This is a genomic window from Methylobacterium sp. TK31, from assembly GCF_055361545.1.
This window is the reverse complement of the sequence record NZ_CM143964.1, coordinates 1839097-1857490: the sequence shown is the minus strand read 5'-3', so window position 1 is coordinate 1857490 and position 18394 is coordinate 1839097. Positions and strand designations below refer to the sequence as shown.

19 protein-coding genes and 1 tRNA gene are annotated in these 18394 nt (G+C 70.4%); 13 read left to right on the top strand and 7 right to left on the bottom strand.

Translation table 11 applies throughout. From position 1 onward, the window contains the following. Positions 1-2: 2 nt before the first annotated feature. From ACXJY8_RS08465 to ACXJY8_RS08445, 5 genes are all read right to left on the bottom strand, one after another. The gene (locus ACXJY8_RS08465; RefSeq protein WP_463778690.1) at positions 3-929 is read right to left on the bottom strand and encodes an ABC transporter permease; all 927 of its coding nucleotides are present in this window, start codon (positions 927-929) and stop codon (positions 3-5) included. Continuing rightward, a complete protein-coding gene (locus tag ACXJY8_RS08460) occupies positions 926-2002 on the bottom strand; it encodes an ABC transporter permease (protein ID WP_463778686.1) in 1077 nt (358 codons plus the stop codon). Before ACXJY8_RS08460 ends, ACXJY8_RS08465 begins: the two co-directional genes overlap by 4 nt. Then, on the bottom strand, positions 1992-3593 hold the full coding sequence (locus ACXJY8_RS08455) for an ABC transporter ATP-binding protein (RefSeq protein ID WP_463778684.1): 1602 nt from the start codon (positions 3591-3593) through the stop codon (positions 1992-1994). Before ACXJY8_RS08455 ends, ACXJY8_RS08460 begins: the two co-directional genes overlap by 11 nt. Position 3594: 1 nt before the next feature. Next, a complete protein-coding gene (locus ACXJY8_RS08450; protein WP_463778682.1) occupies positions 3595-4968 on the bottom strand; it encodes an 8-oxoguanine deaminase in 1374 nt (457 codons plus the stop codon). 99 nt (positions 4969-5067) lie between these two features. Further along, positions 5068-6060 (bottom strand): hypothetical protein, encoded by a 993-nt coding sequence (locus ACXJY8_RS08445; RefSeq protein WP_463778680.1) that lies wholly within the window; start codon positions 6058-6060, stop codon positions 5068-5070. Between the two features lie 370 nt (positions 6061-6430). On the opposite strand from ACXJY8_RS08445, the gene ACXJY8_RS08440 reads away from it, so the two are divergent. From ACXJY8_RS08440 to hpxZ, 6 genes are all read left to right on the top strand, one after another. Next, positions 6431-7171: a GntR family transcriptional regulator gene (locus ACXJY8_RS08440; RefSeq protein ID WP_463778677.1), complete on the top strand. Its 741-nt coding sequence runs from the start codon at positions 6431-6433 to the stop codon at positions 7169-7171. Positions 7172-7334: 163 nt separating this feature from the next. After that, positions 7335-8009 (top strand): cysteine hydrolase family protein, encoded by a 675-nt coding sequence (locus ACXJY8_RS08435; protein WP_463778674.1) that lies wholly within the window; start codon positions 7335-7337, stop codon positions 8007-8009. Positions 8010-8076: 67 nt separating this feature from the next. Then, positions 8077-9693 carry a regulator gene (locus tag ACXJY8_RS08430; RefSeq protein ID WP_463778672.1) on the top strand — a complete coding sequence of 539 codons (1617 nt, stop codon included), beginning with the start codon at positions 8077-8079 and terminating at the stop codon, positions 9691-9693. Positions 9694-9754: 61 nt separating this feature from the next. Beyond that, a complete protein-coding gene (locus tag ACXJY8_RS08425; protein ID WP_463778670.1) occupies positions 9755-9955 on the top strand; it encodes a DUF4089 domain-containing protein in 201 nt (66 codons plus the stop codon). A 17-nt stretch (positions 9956-9972) separates the two neighbouring features. Beyond that, positions 9973-11367, top strand: a complete 1395-nt coding sequence (locus tag ACXJY8_RS08420; RefSeq protein WP_463778668.1) for an AtzE family amidohydrolase — start codon at positions 9973-9975, stop codon at positions 11365-11367. An 11-nt stretch (positions 11368-11378) separates the two neighbouring features. After that, on the top strand, positions 11379-11759 hold the full coding sequence (gene hpxZ, locus ACXJY8_RS08415; RefSeq protein ID WP_463778665.1) for an oxalurate catabolism protein HpxZ: 381 nt from the start codon (positions 11379-11381) through the stop codon (positions 11757-11759). A gap of 18 nt (positions 11760-11777) precedes the next feature. Here the strand turns inward: hpxZ and ACXJY8_RS08410 are convergent, their stop codons facing one another. Next, positions 11778-12338 carry a hypothetical protein gene (locus ACXJY8_RS08410; protein ID WP_463778662.1) on the bottom strand — a complete coding sequence of 187 codons (561 nt, stop codon included), beginning with the start codon at positions 12336-12338 and terminating at the stop codon, positions 11778-11780. Positions 12339-12574: 236 nt separating this feature from the next. Between ACXJY8_RS08410 and rfbC the strand changes: the two genes are divergently transcribed. The 6 genes from rfbC to ACXJY8_RS08380 all read left to right on the top strand — a co-directional run bounded on the left by rfbC (position 12575) and on the right by ACXJY8_RS08380 (position 16744). After that, entirely contained in the window at positions 12575-13129 is a 555-nt protein-coding gene (gene rfbC / locus ACXJY8_RS08405) for a dTDP-4-dehydrorhamnose 3,5-epimerase (protein ID WP_463778659.1), read from the top strand. Between the two features lie 93 nt (positions 13130-13222). Next, on the top strand, positions 13223-14284 hold the full coding sequence (gene rfbB / locus ACXJY8_RS08400) for a dTDP-glucose 4,6-dehydratase (RefSeq protein ID WP_463778656.1): 1062 nt from the start codon (positions 13223-13225) through the stop codon (positions 14282-14284). A 52-nt stretch (positions 14285-14336) separates the two neighbouring features. Then, entirely contained in the window at positions 14337-15245 is a 909-nt protein-coding gene (gene rfbD, locus ACXJY8_RS08395) for a dTDP-4-dehydrorhamnose reductase (protein ID WP_463778653.1), read from the top strand. Continuing rightward, entirely contained in the window at positions 15242-16132 is an 891-nt protein-coding gene (rfbA, locus tag ACXJY8_RS08390; RefSeq protein WP_463778651.1) for a glucose-1-phosphate thymidylyltransferase RfbA, read from the top strand. The genes rfbD and rfbA overlap by 4 nt, the downstream gene beginning before the upstream one ends. A gap of 66 nt (positions 16133-16198) precedes the next feature. Beyond that, on the top strand, positions 16199-16516 hold the full coding sequence (locus ACXJY8_RS08385; protein WP_463778649.1) for a hypothetical protein: 318 nt from the start codon (positions 16199-16201) through the stop codon (positions 16514-16516). Positions 16517-16670: 154 nt separating this feature from the next. Next, a tRNA-Gln gene (locus ACXJY8_RS08380) sits at positions 16671-16744 on the top strand. Between the two features lie 325 nt (positions 16745-17069). Here ACXJY8_RS08380 and ACXJY8_RS08375 read toward each other — a convergent pair. Beyond that, on the bottom strand, positions 17070-17627 hold the full coding sequence (locus ACXJY8_RS08375; protein WP_463778646.1) for a metallophosphoesterase: 558 nt from the start codon (positions 17625-17627) through the stop codon (positions 17070-17072). Here ACXJY8_RS08375 and ACXJY8_RS08370 point away from each other — a divergent pair. Continuing rightward, a complete protein-coding gene (locus ACXJY8_RS08370) occupies positions 17611-18333 on the top strand; it encodes a cupredoxin domain-containing protein (protein WP_463778644.1) in 723 nt (240 codons plus the stop codon). The genes ACXJY8_RS08375 and ACXJY8_RS08370 overlap by 17 nt on opposite strands. The last annotated feature ends 61 nt before the right edge of the window (positions 18334-18394 follow it).

The following is an 18394-nucleotide window of genomic DNA, read 5'->3' as shown; positions in this document are numbered from 1 at the left end:
GCCTAGCGGTGCGGGGTGAAGACCCGGCCGAGTGCCGCCGGGGCAAGGGAGCCGCCCTGCCGCCTGCCGAGAGAGAGCAAGACCAGGGCCAGGATGGTGGCGAGGTAGGGCAGGGCGGAGAGCGCCTGGCCCGGCAGGCCGATGCCGGCGGCCTGGGCATGGAGCTGGAGCACGGTGGCGCCGCCGAAGAGCATCGCACCGGCGAGCACCCGCAGCGGATGCCAGGAGGCGAAGACCACGAGCGCCAGGGCGATCCAGCCGCGCCCGGCCGTCATGGCGGGCGCCCAGAACGGGGTATAGGCCAGGGACAGGTAGGCCCCGGCGAGCCCCGCGCAGGCGCCGCCGAACAGCACCGCGAGGAAGCGCACCTTGCGGACCCTGAGCCCGAGGGCATGCGTGGCGGTATGATCGTCGCCGATGGCCCGCAGGATCAGGCCGGCGCGGGTGCGCCACAGGAACCACCACACGCCCGCCACCAGCGCGAAGGCGAGGTAGACGAAGCCGTCCTGCCCGAACAGTAGGCGACCGATGCCGGGCAGGTCGGTGAGGCCGGGCAGCCCCAGATGCGGCGCAGGCTCGCGTTTCAGGCCCACGTAGGAGGCGCCGACGAGGCCCGAGAGGCCGAGGCCCAGGATCGTCATGGCGAGGCCGGAGGCGACCTGGTTGGCGCTGAGCACCACGGTGAGGATGCCGAACAGGGCCGAGAGGGCGAGGCCCGCCCCGGCGCCGGCCACGGCGCCCAGCAGCGTCGAACCGGTCTCCACCGCCACCGCGAAGCCGGCGGCCGCGCCCAGCACCATCATGCCCTCGACGCCGAGGTTGAGCACGCCCGCACGCTCGGCCACGAGTTCGCCGAGGGCCGCGATCATCAGCGGGGTCGCGGCGGCGATGATGGTGACGAGCACCATCTGGAGAATGTCGAGGCTCACGCGGCGGCTCCCGGCACGAGGCGGACCCGGTAGCGCGACAGGGCATCGGCCCCGAGCACCAGGGCCAGCAGCAGGCCCTGGAAGGCCCGGGTGAGGTCGAGGGGCAGTTTCAGGTCGATCTGCGCGCCCTCGCCGCCGATGGTGGTCAGCGCGATGACGAGGGCCGCCACCAGGATCCCCGGCGGCGAGAGCCGGCCGAGGAAGGCCACGATGATGGCGGTGAAGCCGTAGCCCGGCGAGATCGAGGGTTGGAGCTGGCCGATCTTGCCCGCCACCTCGGCGATGCCGGCGAGGCCCGCGGCGCCCCCGGAAACCGCGAAGACCGCGAGCGTCAGGCGGCCGTCGCTGAAGCCGGCGAAGCGCGCGGCGCGGGGACTGGCCCCCACCACCCGCACGGTGAAGCCGAACAGGGTGCGGGCGAGCACCAGGGTGGCGACCACGACGGCGCCCAGGGCGATCGCCACGCCGGCATGCAGGGTGTCGCCCTCCATCAGGTAGGGCAGGCGGGCGGCCTCGTCGAAGGTGACACTCTGGGGGAAATTGAAGCCGGCCGGATCGCGCAAAGGCCCCCGCGCCATGTAGTCGAGCAGCAGTTCGGCCACGTAGACCAGCATGAGGCTGGTGAGGATCTCCGAGACCCCGAGGCGGACCTTCAGGAGCGCCGGGATCAGCGCGTAGAGCATGCCGGCCGCGGTGCCGACGATCAGCATCAGGGGCAGCACCCAGAGGGTGTTGCCGGTGGCTCCGTGGGTGGCGACGCCGATCCAGCCCCCGAACAGGCCGCCGACCACGAACTGGCCCTCGGCGCCGATATTCCAGATGTTGGCGCGAAAGCAGAAGGCGAGGCCGGTGGCGATGAGGGCCAGCGGCGCGGCCTTCAGGGCCACTTCCTGCAGGGACCAGAGCTCGCTCAAGGGCGCCACGAAGTAGGTGACGAAGGCCGCGGCCGGCGAGCGGCCGAGGGCGGCCACCACCAGGCCCCCGACCGCCAGGGCGGCGAGGAAGGCCAGGACCGGCGAGAGCGCATCCATCAGGGCCGAGCGGTTGACGCGCGGCGTCAGGTCAATGCGCATGGCTCGGCTCCCGGGCGAGGTCCGGGGTGATCGCCACCGGCGGGGCGGCGGGCGCCGGCTCGGCCCCACCCATGAGCAGGCCCAGGGTCTCGCGGGTGGTCTCGGCCGCCGGCACCGCCGGCGACAGGGTGCCGTCGTGCAGCACCGCGATCCGCCCGGCGATCTCGAACAACTCGTCGAGGTCCTGGCTGATCACCAGGACGGCGGCACCGCGCCCGGCGAGGTCGAGGAGCGCCTGCCGGATATGGGCGGCGGCCAGGGCGTCGACGCCCCAGGTCGGCTGGTTGACCACGAGGATGCCGGGCTCGGCCAGAATCTCGCGGCCCATCAGGTACTTCTGCAGGTTGCCGCCCGACAGGGTACCGGCGGCGGGGTCGGGGCCGGCCTTGCGCACGTCGAAGGCGCCGATCACGGCCTGGGCGAGGGACTTCGCGGCGGCGCGGCGCAGAACGCCGAAGCGGCTCAAGGCCGCCGTGGCGTGGCGCGACAGGATGGCGTTGTCGGAGAGGCTCAGGGTCGGGGCCGCGCCGTGGCCGTTGCGCTCCTCCGGCACGAAGCCGGCCCCGTTGCGGCGGCGCGCGGTGATGCCGAGGCGACCCGAATCGATCCCGTCGAACCGCACCATGCCGGGCTCGGGCGCCAGGACCTCGCCCGAGAGGGCATCGAACAGTTCCGCCTGGCCGTTGCCGGCAATGCCCGCGATGCCGACGATCTCGCCGCCCCGCAGGCTCAGCGAGACGCCGTCGAGGGCGGTGCCGTGCAGGCCGGAGGCGGGGAGGGTGAGCCCGGACAGGACCAGGCGCTCGGGCCCCGCCGGCACCCCGGAGGGCGGCTTCACCTCGCCCACCTGCACGCCCACCATCAGGGCGGCCAGCGAGCGGGCGGTCTCCGCGCGCGGGTCGCAGGCCCCCACCACCCGGCCGCCCCGCAGGATGGTGGCGCGCGAGCAGAGCCGGCGCACCTCGTCGAGCCGGTGCGAGATGTAGAGCAGCGCACGGCCCTCCTCGCGAAGGCGCTCCAGCACGGTGAACAGCAGTTCCGCCTCGCCGGGCGTCAGCACGGAGGTCGGCTCGTCGAGGATCACGAGCTTGGGGTCCTGCAGGAGGCAGCGGATGATCTCGATGCGCTGACGCTCGCCGGCCGACAGCGACCAGACCGGCCGGTCGGGATCGAGGTGCAGGCCGTAGCTGTCGCCGACCGCGCCGATGCGCGCCTTGAGGGTTCGCCCGCTCAAGGACCGGGGCATCACCAGGGCGATGTTCTCGGCGACCGTCAGGTTCTCGCACAGGGAGAAGTGCTGGAACACCATGCCGATGCCGAGGGCCCGGGCGGCCTCCGGATTGGCGAGGCGCACCACGTCGCCGCGATGGGTGACCACCCCCTCGGTGGGCTCCAGGAGCCCGTAGAGGATCTTCATCAGGGTCGATTTACCGGCCCCGTTCTCCCCCAGCAGGGCGTGGATCTCGCCCGCACGGATCTCGAGATCGACCCCGTCATTGGCCGTGAAGTCGCCGAAGCGCTTGACGATGCCGTAGGCGCCGAACAGCGGCGTCGGCCCCTCCGTCCGCGTCGGGTGCGCCGCGGGCACCACCCTAGAGCGTTCCGAACAGGGTGCGGGCGAGATGGGAGTGGGCCTCGCGCAGCTGCCCGGTCTCGATGCCCAGCGGCTGGCCGTCGATCACGCGCCAGGCGCCCGCCACCATCACCCGGTCGGCCCGGTGGGCACCGCAGAGCACGAGGGCGGCGAGCGGGTCGTGCGCGCCGGAGAAGCGCAGTTCGTCGAGGGTGAACAGCGCCAGGTCCGCCTCCCGGCCCTCCGCGATCCGTCCGATATCGCTTCGCCCGAGACAAGCGGCGGAGCCTTCCGTCGCCCAGCGCAGGGCGTCGAGATGAGTCACGGCCTCGGCCCCGTAGGTCAGGCGGTTGATCATCAGGGCGTGGCGCACCCCCTCCATCAGGTTCGAACTGTCGTTGGAGGCCGAACCGTCGACGCCGAGGCCGACCGGGCTTCCCGCGGCCTCCAGCTCGCAGGTCCGGCACTGGCCCGAGGCCAGGGTCATGTTCGAGGTCGGGCAGTGGCACACGCCCACGCCGGCCGCGCCGAGCCGCTTCACCTCGGCATCGTTGAAGTGGATGCCGTGGGCGAGCCAGGTGCGTGGGCTCATCCAGCCCACCTCCTCGAGATAGTCCACCGGGCGCTGGCCGAACATCTCGACGCAGTAGCGGTCCTCATCCAGCGTCTCGCCGAGATGGGTGTGTAGACGGCAGTCGTGGCGCTCGGCGAGCGCCGCGCTCTCGCGCATCAGCCGCTTCGTGACGTTGAAGGGCGAACAGGGGGCGAGCCCGATCTGCACCATCGCGCCGGGCTTCGGGTCGTGGAACAGGCGCAGCACCCGCTCGCTGTCGGCCAGGATGGTGTCGTCGTCCTGGGTGAGGCTTTCGGGAGGCAGGCCGCCGTCGCGCTCGGACAGGCTCATCGAACCGCGGGTGACGAAGGCGCGGATGCCGAGGGGCCCGGCCTCCTCGACCTGGATGTCGACGGAGGATTCCAGCCCCTTGGGGAAGAGATAGTGGTGGTCGCCCGCCGTGGTGCAGCCGGAGAGCAGCAATTCCGTGTAGGCGAGGCGGGTGGCCAGCCGGAACGCATCCGGGGTGATCTTGTCCCAGACGGTGTAGAGCGCCTTCAGCCAGGGAAAGAGCGGCTTGTTGATCGCCACCGGATGGGCGCGGGTCAGGGTCTGGAAGAAGTGGTGGTGGGTGTTGACGAGGCCCGGTATGACCACGTGGCGACTGGCGTCGAAGGTCTCGTCCACCGGTGCGGCGGGCGTGGCGCCGGTCCGCACCCGCTCGACGATGCGGGTGCCCTCGACGACGATCCCGCCGGCGGAATCCTCGGCCAGGATCGACAGCGGGTTGCGGATCCAGAGACGCTTCGATGGGCTGGCCTCGACCATTCTGTCCGTCATCTCCGTTGGGTCCGCGCCCGGCTGCTGTCCGGGGCGGACGTTCTGCATGGCGATCGAGGCTCGATCGAAGGGATGCCCGCGCCCCCCGGGAATCTGCCCCTAGAACACGTGGAACGCGACGCCGGCCAGGAAGCTCTTCTCCTCGGTGCCCTTGAAGTCGGCCCGCTCGATATTGCCGAACTTGTTGTGCCAGTACTGGAACCCGATGAACACATCGACCCGGTTGGGCTGGTCGTAGATCAGCTTGCCGACATCCAGGACCAGGTTGGTGCGCGAGAGGAATTCCAGGCCCGTCTTCGGATTGAAGGCGAACGCCCCCGGATCGTTCACGCCCCGCCCCTTGGGCAGCACGATGTTGTTGAAGCCCGCGATGCTCAAGGGCAAGCCCGTGAAGCTCAGCGGAAAGTTGTAGACGATCTCGAACTCCGGCACCGTGTCGAAGCTGACGTCGCGGTTGGGCGCCACGTTGAAGCCGTTGCGGTTCCACTCCTTGTAGGCGTGCACCGAGGCGTTCAGGAAGCCCACCGGCACGTCGAAGGCGAAGTTCAGCCCTCCGACCACGTCGCGCTTCTTGGAGCCGAAGGCGTCGTTCTGCGCGTTGGCGTCGAAGCCGAAGGCGAGCGACACGTCTTTGATGATGCCGGGCACCACGAAGGCCTTGGTGCCGGTGAGCGCGTTCAGGCTCAGCGTGCCGCGATAGAGGCCGTAGGCTTCGGTGTTCCCGTAATCGTAGAAGGTCGGCACCCCGAAGCCGTCGGTCCTGCCAGCCGGGAACTGAGCGCCCGACTTCAGGATATCGAGGGAGAAGAAGTTCGTCCCGTATTCCCAGGCATCGGCGTGCGAGATGTTGAGGATGTGCTTGGGCGCGTCCTGGTTGCGGAAGCTGCCGTCGGCCCGCCGCACCTGGCTGCCCGGATTGGCCGCCGGGAACTGGTAGCGGTAGCTCACCTGCGTATCCGAGAACAGGAAGAAGGACGACGGAACTTCCGCGGGCGCCACCGGCGCCTTCTCTGTCTTCAGGTCGGCGGCGAGGGCCGGCGCGAATACGGAGAGGCACAGGGCCGCTGCCGCCATGGGCCGAGCGAAGTTCATGATCGTCATATCGTCCCCCAGAGGCTTGGTTGCCCGTTGGGTCTCAGGGACAGCAACCGATATGCCAGGGCAGGGGACGGCCCCGGCATCGCCGGCGAGCGGGACAAATCTGCAACAATCCGACCGCCCACGCCCGGGCAGGCATATGTCGGCCTCCGAACACCAGGCCCGGCGGCGGTGCCTCTCGGGCCGGCCTCGCCGGTGCTCGGGCCTTCGTTCTGAACACGATGCCGTCAGCTTGTGCGATCGGCGGAGGCCCGCCACCGCCCGGGACGGAATCCACGCCCTGGTGCTTCGTGAAACCCAGACTAGGATGCGGCCACGACCTCCGGCTCGCCGCCCGGCCATGAGGCGAGTTCATCGAGAGCCCGTGCCCGCGTCCCAAACCCGTGCCGAACGCCTGGCGGACGAGATCGCCAACGACATCCTCGCGGGTGTCCTCGCGCCCGGCCTTCACCTCGACGAACAGGTCCTCGCCAGGCGCTTCGGCGTCTCGCGCACGCCAGTGCGCGACGCCCTGCGCCTGCTCAGCGGGACGGGGCTGATCGACCTGCGCCCGCGCACCGGGGCCACGGTGCGGACGATCACGCCCGACGAACTCGACATGCTCTTCATCGCCATGGGGGAGATCGAGGCGACCTGCGCGCGCCTCGCCACCCTCAGCATGAGCCCCTCCGAGCGGGCCGCCCTCCAGAACCTGCACGAGGCGATGGGCCGGCTCGCCGAGGCCGACGACCGCGAGGGCTACGCCGACGCGAATCAAGCGTTCCACGAAGCGCTCTACGTGGGGGCCCACAACAGCGTGGTGGAGGAGATCGCCATCTCCCTGCGGCGGCGCCTCACGCCCTACCGGCGGGCGCAGTTCCAGGCGCCCGGGCGCCTGCACCGCTCGCACGGCGAGCACGGCGCCGTCGTCCGTGCCGTGCTGTCGCGGGATGCGTCCGCGGCGAACGCCGCCATGCTGATCCACATGAGCATCGTCGAGGACGCCTTCGAGACCGTGGACGCCACCAAGGCTGAGGATCGCGCGACGGCACGCGATGCCAGGGGACGGCGGGAACGGCGGGCGTCCGAACCGTCCGGCCCCCGTCCGGAGCGGCCGCGTCGCTGACCGCGGCGTCGAATGTCGCAGGCTGCCGGACAAGAAGGCAGGATCGAGCATAATTTGAGCGTGTCCGGTGGCGCCCGTGCATACATGATCGAGGAAGATTCGCGGCGCGGCGCAGTCCCTCGCACCCGCTGCGGTGAACGATCCTCCGGCTCGGTGCCCCGGCATGTCCCATCTCCTTGCGGCCGAGCCCGCTCCGCTGTCCATCGATCCCGCGACCACCGCTCTGGTGATCATCGACATGCAGCGCGACTTCCTGGAGCCGGGCGGCTTCGGGGAGACCCTGGGCAACGACGTGTCGCTGCTCCAGGCCGCGGTGCCGCCGATCCGGTCCGTCCTCGCCGCCGCCCGACGCGCCGGCCTCCTCATCGTGCACACACGGGAGGGCCACAAACCGGATCTGTCCGATGCGCCTGCGGCCAAGCTGGAGCGGGGCGAGCCCACGGCACGGATCGGTGCGCCGGGCCCGATGGGCCGGATCCTGATCCGGGGCGAGCCGGGCCACGGCATCGTCTCCGAGTTGGCGCCGATGCGCGGCGAGGTGATCATCGACAAGCCCGGGAAGGGCGCCTTCTACGCCACCGATCTCGGGGCCGTCCTCGCCGCACGCAGGATCGCCACCCTGCTCGTCTGCGGCGTCACCACCGAGGTCTGCGTGCACACGACGATCCGCGAGGGCAACGACCGTGGCTACCGCTGCGTGGCGATCGGGGACGGCTGCGCCTCCTACTTCCCCGAATTCCACCGGGTCGGTCTCGCGATGATCGCCGCGCAGGGCGGCATCTTCGGCTGGGTCTCCTCCTCGGCCGCGGTGATCGAGGTCCTCGGCGGCGCGGGCTGAAGCCGCGCCGACCGGAACGAATGTCCAGGCACGCGGGAGCGGCACACCAGCGGGAAGGAGCACGAGCATGACGGCGGGCACATTCGGGACAGGGTCGGCGTCATCCGGATTCGGGGGGCAGTCCCGCCCGAGGCTCTGGGTACCGGGAGACTGGAACGCCTTCTTCGGCTTCGGCACCAACATCCTCGTCAATCTGCTGGTGCTCACCGGCCTCCTGCGCTTCGTGCTCGGCATGCCCGACGCGATCACCTTCGGACGCATCCTGCCGGCCATCGGGCTGATGCTCTGCCTCTCCACCGCCTATTACGGCTGGCTGGCCTACCGCCTCGCCCGTGACACCGGGCGCGACGACGTCTGCGCGCTGCCCTCCGGCATCAGCGTACCGCACATGTTCATCGTGGTCTTCGTGATCATGCTGCCGATCAAGCTCGCCACGGGCGATCCCGTGAAGGCCTGGGAGGCGGGTCTCGCCTGGGTGTTCATCCAGAGCTTCATCCTCATGATCGGCGGCTTCGCCGCGCCGGTGATCCGGCGGATCACCCCGCGGGCGGCGCTGCTCGGCACCCTGGCGGGCGTCTCCGTGACCTTCATCGCCATGCGTCCGGCCCTGGAACTCATCACCACTCCGGTGATCGGGGTCGTGGCCTTCGCGATCATCCTGCTCGCCTGGTTCGGGGGCCTGCGCTATCCCGGCCGCCTGCCGGCGGGCCTGGTTGCGATCCTGTTCGGGATGGTGGTGGCCTGGGGCGCCAAGCTGTTCGGCCTGGACATGGGCGGCGTCAGCGGCCCCGGCCTCGTCGCGGCGCTCCAGGGCATCGGCTTCTCGGTGCCGCTGCCGGCGGTCGGCCACGTCTTCTCGGGCTTCGACTTCATCGGGATCATCCTCGTGACCGCGATCCCGTTCGGCATCTACGATTTCGTGGAAGCCATGGACAACGTCGAGAGCGCCGAGGTGGCGGGCGACCCCTATCCCACCACCCGCGTGCTCACCGCCGACGGTGTCGTCAGCCTCATCGGCTGCCTCATGGGCAACCCCTTCATCAATGCGGTCTATATCGGCCATCCCGGTTGGAAGGCGATGGGCGGACGCATCGGCTATTCCTTCGCCACGGGGGCAGTGATCCTGCTGCTGTGCTGGCTCAACCTCGTCTCGCTGCTGTCCAGCCTCGTGCCCGTCGTGGCGATCGCCCCGATCCTGCTCTACATCGGCATGCTCATCGGAGCGCAGGCCTTCCAGGAGACGCCGCATTCCCACGCACCGGCCATCGTGCTGGCCTTCGCGCCGCACCTCGCGGCCTGGGCCAAGACCCTGATCGACGGTGCGCTGGGCGCGGCCGGCACCAGCGCGGCGGCGGTGGGCCTCGCGAAGCTGGGACAGGCGGGAGTCCTGTACGAGGGCCTGGGCATCCTCGGCGAGGGCGCGATCCTCGGCGGACTCATCCTCGGCGCCGTGACGGTGTTCATCATCGAGCGCGATTTCGCCAAGGCGGCCGCCTTCGCGCTCGCCGGAGCGGTGCTCACCTTCTTCGGCTTCATGCACGGACCGGCGGTCGGAATCGCGGTGACGCCCGGCCTGGCGCTTGCTTACGCGATGGTGGCGGCACTGCTCTACGCCGCCTCGCGCTCGACGGCGGCCGCACGCCTGATGCCGCCCTCGACTCACGCCGCGGTGGCGGCAGAATAGGTCCCGCTCCGTGCGGTGAAGGCCAACGGCCGCGCGGACGGAAGTCCCTGGGAGGAAGTTCATGTCGGAGCGCAACGACCCGCCATCCGGCGGCCTCGACGCCTACATCGACGCCGCGGCCGGTCTGCTCGCCATTCCGCTCGATCCGGCCTGGATCGGCGCCATCGGCAGCAATCTCGCCGTCCTGCGCGCGGCGGCCGCCCAGGTCGCCGCGTTTCCCCTGCCCGACGAGGCGGAAGCCGCTCCGGTCTACGAAGCATGACGCGCGGTCCGGATGCGATGCCCGATCCGAGCACCATGACCGCCGAGGCGCTGGCGGCGGCGTTCCGGGACGGAACCACGACCGCCGCCGCGAACGTGGCCGCCACCCTGGCGCGCATCGCGCGGGTGGACGGCGCGGTGAACGCCTTCACGGACGTGCTCGGCGCGCGGGCGCAGGCGCGCGCCGCCGCCCTGGACGCGGCCCGGCTCCAGGGCGAGCCCCTGGGGCCTCTGGCCGGCGTGCCCTTCGCGGTCAAGAACCTGATCGACATCGCCGGCCTGCCGACGCGCGCGGGGTCGAAGATCAACCGGGAGCGGCCCCCGGCCGAGCGCGACGGTGCCCTGGTGCGCCGGATGGAGGCGGCCGGCGCCATCCTCGTCGGCGGCCTCAACATGGGCGAATACGCCTACGACTTCACCGGCGAGAACGTCCATGACGGGTCGACCCGCAACCCGCACGATCTCGGCCACATGTCCGGAGGCTCGTCCGGGGGCTCGGGCGGCGCCGTCGGAGCCGGCCTGGTACCGATCGCCCTCGGCTCCGACACCAACGGCTCGATTCGGGTCCCCTCCGCCTTCTGCGGCTGCTTCGGCCTCAAGCCGACCTACGGCCGCCTGACGCGGGCGGGCAGCTTCCCCTTCGTCGGCAGCCTCGACCATCTCGGCCCCATGGCACGCAGCGTCACGGACCTCGCCCTGAGCTACGATTCCATGCAGGGGCCGGACCCGGACGACCCCGTGGCGACGACGCGGCCGGCCGACCCGGTCCTGCCCGGTCTCGCCGAGGGCCTCGGCGGCCTGCGGGTCGCGGTGGCGGGCGGCTACTTCGCACGCGGCGGCGACGCCGAGGCGTTCGCGGCCGTGGCTGCCGTCGCCCGAGCTCTCGGTGCCACGCGCAGCGTCGAGATCCCGGAGGCGGCCCGCGCCCGGGCCGCCGCCTACCTCATCACGGCGGCCGAGGGGGCCGCCCTTCATCTCGACCGCCTCAGGACCCGCGGGCACGATTTCGACCCGGCCGTGCGCGATCGGCTGATCGCCGGGGCGATGATCCCGGCCCCGCTCGTCGAGCGGGCGCAACGCTTCCGCCGCTGGTACCGGGCCGCCGTGCAGGACCTGTTCCGTGACGTCGACGTAATCCTGGCGCCTGCCACCCCGTGCCGCGCGCCCCGTTCGGGACAGGCCACTTTCGTCCTCGACGGGGTGACTTTGCCGGTGCGGGCCAATATCGGCGTGTTCACCCAGCCAATCTCCTTCATCGGCCTGCCCGTGGTGGCCGTGCCGGTGCGCCTCGACGACAGCCTGCCGCTGGGGGTTCAGGTCATCGCCGCGCCCTGGCGCGAAGACCATGCCCTGCGGGTGGCACACCATCTGGAGCGGGACGGCATCGTCCGGGCGCCCGTGGCGAAGCTGTGAGCGAGGCTCCGATGATCATCGACGATCCAGCCGTGAAAGCCGAAGTGGCGGCCGCCTTCGCGGCCTACGAGGCGGCCCTGGTGGGCAACGATGTACCGACCCTGGAGGCACTGTTTCACGACGATCCGCGCACCATCCGCTACGGCGGGGCGGAGAACCTCTACGGGATGGAGGCGATCCGCGCCTTCCGCCGGGCGCGCTCGCCCGTGGGGCTCGCCCGCGACCTCAGGGACACGGTCATCACCACCTACGGCACCGATACCGGGATCGCCATGACGCTGTTCACCCGGTCGAGCGCGCCGGGACGGATCGGACGCCAGAGCCAGACCTGGATCCGCTTCCCCGACGGCTGGAAGGTCGTCGCGGCCCATGTCAGCGTCATCGAGGGGTAATCCCGTCGTCGCGGCGGGTCAGGCGCCGTCCAGCGCCTTGGACAGGCGACGCACGCGACCGCCGCGCTTCTCATACGCGAAGAGAGAGGCCAGGGTCTGTCCGTCGGGGACGGACACGTCGACCGGGTCGGCATCTCCGTCCGTCCCGGGCGTCCGGGCCTCCGCTGCGACGGGGAGGGGCGGGGACAGGCGCAGGCCGGCGCGTCGTACCACCTCCCGGTCTCGCTCGATCTGCGCGGCCGTCTCGCCGTCGACCCGGATCAGCGCGCCGGCACCGTCCCTGAACCGGAGTTCGACGGACCAGGCCGGCCCCGCGTCACCGCCCAGCACGTCGAGGCCTGCATGCACGAGGGAAGCGGCGAAGCCGAACGGATTCGGCAGGGGACCGGTCGCCGCCAGGGCCTCGCGTAATCCCCGGGCGATACCGGAACGGCGCGGCGGCTGGTCCGGCGGCCGGAGCGCCGAGGATTCCAGGTCCTCGACTCCGCGCCGGCTTCCATCGGGCAACGCGAAGACGCCGAACTCGTAGGAGCCCGCTCCGGGGCCGAACGTTCCGGATATGATCTGAATGGCGATCATCGATACTTTCCGTCCGAACCATCCCACCGGCTGACCAGAGGGAGATCCGGGAACATCAACACCGTCAGGTTTTGCGGAATCGTGTGTCGGAAACAGGGCCGGAGCTTGAGCGCAACCTGAGCCCACACAACCTCAGGCTGATACGAACCCTGAAAATCCCTCGCCGCGCTCTTGACAGTCTTGGGCACAGCCTTGCCAAGAGCAGTGGTCATTCCCGGTCTTGGAGGCTTTCCGGCATGCAGGTGATCGAGACGGAGATTCCGGCGGTGCGGCGGGTGGTGCCCCTGCGGCTGGGCGATGCGCGGGGCTGGTTCTGCGAGACCTACCGGGCCGACATCCTGGCGCAGGCGGGCATCGCGGATGTGTTCATCCAGGACAACCAGTCCTTCTCCGCCCCGCGCGGCACCGTGCGCGGCCTACACTTCCAGCGCGCCCCCATGGCCCAGGCCAAGCTGATCCGGGTGCTGTCGGGCGCGATCCTGGACGTGGCGGTCGACCTGCGGCGGGCCTCGCCCAGCTTCGGCCGGCACGTGGCCGTGCGCCTCGATGCGCAAGCCGGCGAGCAGCTCTACATCCCGGTCGGCTTCGGGCACGGCTTCTGCACCCTGGAACCCGACACGATGGTGGCCTACAAGGTCGCGGGCGGGGTCTACAGCCCCGAGCACGACGGCGGCCTGCTCTGGAACGATCCGGCGCTCGGCATCGCCTGGCCGGTGAGCGAGGCGCAAGCCCAGCTCTCGGCCAAGGACCGGGTCGCCCCGCGCCTGGCCGATCTTCCGCCGCTTTTCTGAAGCCTGTGCGGCGGGACACGGCCGGACCCGGTCCCGCCCCCCTGGATCGTCCGGATCGTCCACCGATCCGCCTTCACGAGAGACCTTCATTCCATGCGCATCTTGGTAACAGGCGGCTGCGGCTTCATCGGATCGGCCCTCGTGCTGCACCTGGTGCAGGAGCGCGGGCACGACGTGGCGACCCTTGACGCGCTGACCTACGCGGCCAACCCGATCTCGCTCCAGCCGCTGGCGGGCAACCCCGGGCACCGGCTCGTCGAGGCAGACATCTGCGACCCGAACGCCGTGCACGCCCTCTACGCCGACTTCCGGCCCGAGGCCGTGATGCACCTGGCCGCCGAGAGCCACGTCGACCGCTCGATCACCGATCCGGGCGCCTTCATCCGCACCAACGTGGTCGGCACCCAGGTCATGCTCGACGGGGCGCGCAGCCACTGGGAGACGCTCGCGGGGCCCGAGAAGGCGGCCTTCCGCTTCCTGCACGTCTCCACCGACGAGGTCTACGGCTCGCTGCCGCCCGACGGCTTCTTCACGGAAGCCAGCCGCTACGACCCGCGCTCGCCCTACTCGGCCTCCAAGGCGGCCTCCGACCACCTGGCCCGCGCCTGGCACGAGACCTACGGCCTGCCCGTGCTGGTGACGAACTGCTCGAACAACTACGGCCCGCGCCACTTCCCCGAGAAGCTCATCCCGCTGATGATCCTCAACGCGCTGGAGGGCAAGCCGCTGCCCGTCTACGGCGACGGCCTGAACGAGCGCGACTGGATCCACGTGGAGGACCATGCCCGCGGCCTCGTGGCCGTGCTGGAGAGGGGGCGGGTCGGCGAGACCTACCTGCTCGGCGGGCGGGCGGTGCGCAACAACCTCGCCGTGGTCAAGGCGCTCTGCGCCGCCTTCGACCGCCTGCGCCCGGAGCAGGCCCCCCACGACCGGCTGATCACCTCCGTCACCGACCGGCCCGGCCACGACCGGCGCTACGCCATCGACCCGTCCAAGGCCGAGGCCGAGCTCGGCTGGCACCCGACCAAGGACTTCGAGCGGGCCCTGGAGGAGACGGTGCGCTGGTACCTGGCCAACGAAGCCTGGTGGCGCCCGATCCGCGAGGGCCGCTACACCGGCGAGCGCCTCGGCCTCGCCCCCGCCCCGAGCGCCTGAGGCCGCGCCGATGCCCGAGCCCCAAGCCCCCGAGCCCCAAGCACCCGAAACCATGAACATCCTCATCCTCGGCGGCGCCGGCCAGGTCGGCACCGAGCTGCAGAACCCCGCGCTCTGGGATGCGGGCGTGCGCCTGCACGCCCCGGGCCGGGCGGAGCTCGACATCACCGATGCGGGCGCGATCGACGCCGCCCTGGCGCAGCGCCCCTACGCGGCGCTGGTCAACGCGGCCGCCTACACCGCGGTCGACAGGGCCGAGAGCGAGATCGCCGCGGCCTGGAACCTGAACGCGCTGGCGCCGGCGCTGCTCGCCGCGGCCACCGCCCGGGCCGGCATCCCCCTCGTCCACGTCTCCACCGACTACGTCTTCGACGGACGCGGGACGGGCCCCTGCACCCCCGACATGCCGGTCAACCCGCAGAGCGTCTACGGCGCCAGCAAGGCGGCCGGCGAGATCGCGGTGCGCGCCGCCAACCCGCGCCACGCCATCCTCCGCACCGCCTGGGTGGTGAGCCCGCACCGGGGCAACTTCGTCAAGACGATGCTGCGGCTGTCCGCCGAGCGCGAGCGCCTCGCCGTGGTCGACGACCAGCACGGCAATCCGACGAGCGCGGGCGACCTCGCCGCGGGCCTGGCGCAGATCGCCCAGGCGCTGGCCCGCGATCCCGGCGCGCCCACGGGCACGCACCACTTCGTCAATGCGGGCGCCACCACCTGGTGCGGCTTTGCCCGCGCCATCCTGGCGGGCGCGGCCCGGCGCGGCGCCCGCAGCGTCCCGGTGGACGCCATCCCCACCAGCGCCTTCCCGACCCCGGCCCGCCGGCCGGCGCATTCGGTGCTCTCGACCGCGAGCCTGACGGCCGCCTACGGCCTCGAGCCCCGGCCCTGGGCCGAGGCCCTCGACGACATCCTCGACCGGCTGGTCGGGCCTGAACGGACAACGACGGAGACACGGGCATGAAGGGGATCGTTCTGGCCGGCGGCACGGGCACGCGCCTGCACCCGGCCACGCTGTCGATCAACAAGCAGCTGCTGCCGGTCTACGACAAGCCGATGATCTACTACCCGGTCTCGGTACTGATGCTGGCGGGCATCCGCGAGATCCTGATCATCTCCTCGCCTGAGCACCTCGACAACTACAAGCGCCTGTTCGGCACCGGCGAGCAGTTCGGGCTGTCCTTCAGCTACGCCCTCCAGCCCCGGCCGGAAGGGCTGGCCCAGGCCTTCCTGATCGGGCGCGACTTCGTGGGCGCCGACAGCGTGGCCCTGGTGCTGGGCGACAACCTGTTCTTCGGCTCAGGCATGCGCGAAATGCTGGCCCGGGCCTGCGCCCGCCCGACCGGCGCCACGGTGTTCGCCTACCACGTCGACGATCCCTCGGCCTACGGCGTGGTCACCCTCGACCCGGACGGGCGGCCCCTGCGCCTCGTCGAGAAGCCGGTCGAGCCCGAGAGCCCCTGGGCGGTGACGGGGCTGTACGTCTACGACAACCAGGTCCTCGACATCGCCGCGGCCGTGACGCCCTCGGCCCGGGGCGAGCTCGAGATCACCAGCATCAACGAGGCCTATCTGGAGCGGGGGCAGTTGCACGTGGAGCGCATGAGCCGCGGCTACGCCTGGCTCGACACGGGCACGCATGACAGCCTGCTCGAGGCGGCCGAGTTCGTGCGCACCCTCCAGCACCGCCAGGGGCTGCAGGTGGCCTGCCTGGAGGAGATCGCCTACCTGCAGGGCTTCATCGGCAAGGACCAGCTCATCGCCCGCGGCACCCTCTTCGCCAAGACCGCCTACGGACGAAACCTCCTCAAACTCGCCCAAGAAGACCAGAGCGCGCTCAGGATGCGGTGAGCGCGGATGGGAGGCCGTCGGGCAGGGCTCTCCCCCACACGAGGACGCTGGGGTATAGGAGCGGAAATGGACAACATCATTCGCCCCACCTTCGGCGCGCCGCGCCGCCCGGAACCGACCGATCCCCGCCGCGTCCAGGTTCTGACGCAGCGCGTGTACGGAGAGGCCCATGGCTGCCGCGTCTGCCTCGTCCATGACGAGGGCGCTCCGGAGGGCGACGTCTACAAGGTGGTGGTCGGCTTCCTCACGGACGACGAGGTGAGCACCGTGGCGATCCTTCCGGCCACACCGGAGGGAGAGACCGATTGCGAGATCGTCGCCCTGGCGATCCTGCGTACCTTGGGGATGATCGAGGCCCGCACCGAGCTACCTGGCAGCGCCTGACGCAGGACGCAACATCGCCCGGGCGGGGCTTCAGAAGCGGGCTTGCATCGATCCGGAAAGCCATGCTATCGCCCCTGCACCGGAACGGACCGGGCTGCGACCGCCACCGGTTGCGATGGAAAACCGGATCCTGCCTCGTGCCACGCGAGGATGTTGGGGGATAGTTTAACGGTAGAACAGTGGACTCTGACTCCTCTAGTCCAGGTTCGAATCCTGGTCCCCCAGCCACTGATCAAAGAATACCTTTCTACTTCCGATAGAGAACGGCACGGCTCGTATGGGCGATGCTGTAGAGCACACATCTGAGATCGATCACGCACATCCTGCAACGAGTGCCCGGCCACTCTCGCGCCTCCCATCGCGGAGCATCCCGCGGGCGCCGGTCTCGTTCCCTGCGGGCGGATGCGTCTCTCGCGAAGACCGCACGGATCACGGTCGGCACAGACGGCTCAGCATGGCTGGCCGGGACGTCCGTCAGTGGACTTCATTCAAGATCAGCCCGTGACCGGGGCCTCGAACCGGCAACCCCTGTTGGGCAATACTCGCCAAACGCTCAGCGCAGGCCACGCGCCGCCATCTCCTCCGGGGCCTGCTCGGCCGCATTCTGGCGTGCGATGAGCGTCATCAGGTTGACCGGTCGATAATCGCACGCGTCCGCGCCCACGTCGCAGGAACGGCTCGTGTCCGGCAGGCAGGCATGGGTATGTCCGTAGAGGTGGCGCGTTTCCCGCCAGAACCCCGGCCAGGACCGGTGGGGGTAGTGTGACAGGAACAGCCGCCAAGCTCGCCCTTCGGGGTCGTGCACGCTGATCCGGGCATTTTCCACGGGCGGCTCGGCCCAGGGCAGATCAAGTACGCGATTGGTGTCGTGGTTGCCGCGCACCAGCCGTTTGATGCCGTTGAGCCGGCCAAACACCGCCGCACAATGCGCGCGGCTCGCGCCCGCTGCGAAATCGCCGAGATGCCAGACCTCGTCGCTTTCGCGGACAACCGCGTTCCAGCGGGCGATCAAAGCCTCATCGTGGCCCTCGATCGACCCGAAGGCCTGGCGCCGCCTCTGTACGAGGGGCGCATCCCCGAAATGCGTATCTGCCGTGAAGAACGTCGCCATGCACTCTTCGGTGTCAATCCGTCTTTGGAGCACGGAAATCGGCCCGCGCGCCGTCGACCACCGAAATGGCACGGCTTCGGCAGCGCTCAATCGGGCGCGATGTCGCTTTCTCTGCGCGACCCATTCGCGCGCGACGGTCTTCGATCGGCCGGACCGCGATCGAAGGACTTGCGGCTACCCGCCGCGTGCCGGAACTCCCGTCCGCCGCAATCCTTTCCTCGATACACAACACGAATGGATCGGGGTCGTTTTCATGCGTTATACTTTGCTCGGACTTGGTGCACTGGCGACCATGACCCTCACGGACGCGGCCCTGGCCCAGAGCAAGCCTCTGCCGCCGCCCTCGAGCGACGTCATGCCCCCCGTCGAGCTCACGATCACTATGGACGGCGATAAGCCCGTCTGTGCGCCGGCCGAACTGAAATTGCCTGCCAACACGAATGTGGAACTCCACATCGTGAGCCAGGCTGCGGAACCCGTGACCATCACGGCGCCGGGACAATTCGAGAATGCCAACGTCCTGCATGCCGATGGCGATCTCGTCCACGTCGCCAGCGAAAAGGGGTATCTCGTCAAGCAGAACGGCAAGGGCGTCCTGCGCATCCGAACCCTGAAGGAAGGCCAGGAAACCTATGCCTGCACGAGCAACCGCAACCAGAAAGCTCCCTTCGAAGGCAAGCTGGTGCTGACGGCGCCCGCGGGCTAGCCCCACCGGGGGCAGCGGTTCGTCTCCGATCCCCTCGCGGCTGCCGATACGACAGCCCGGG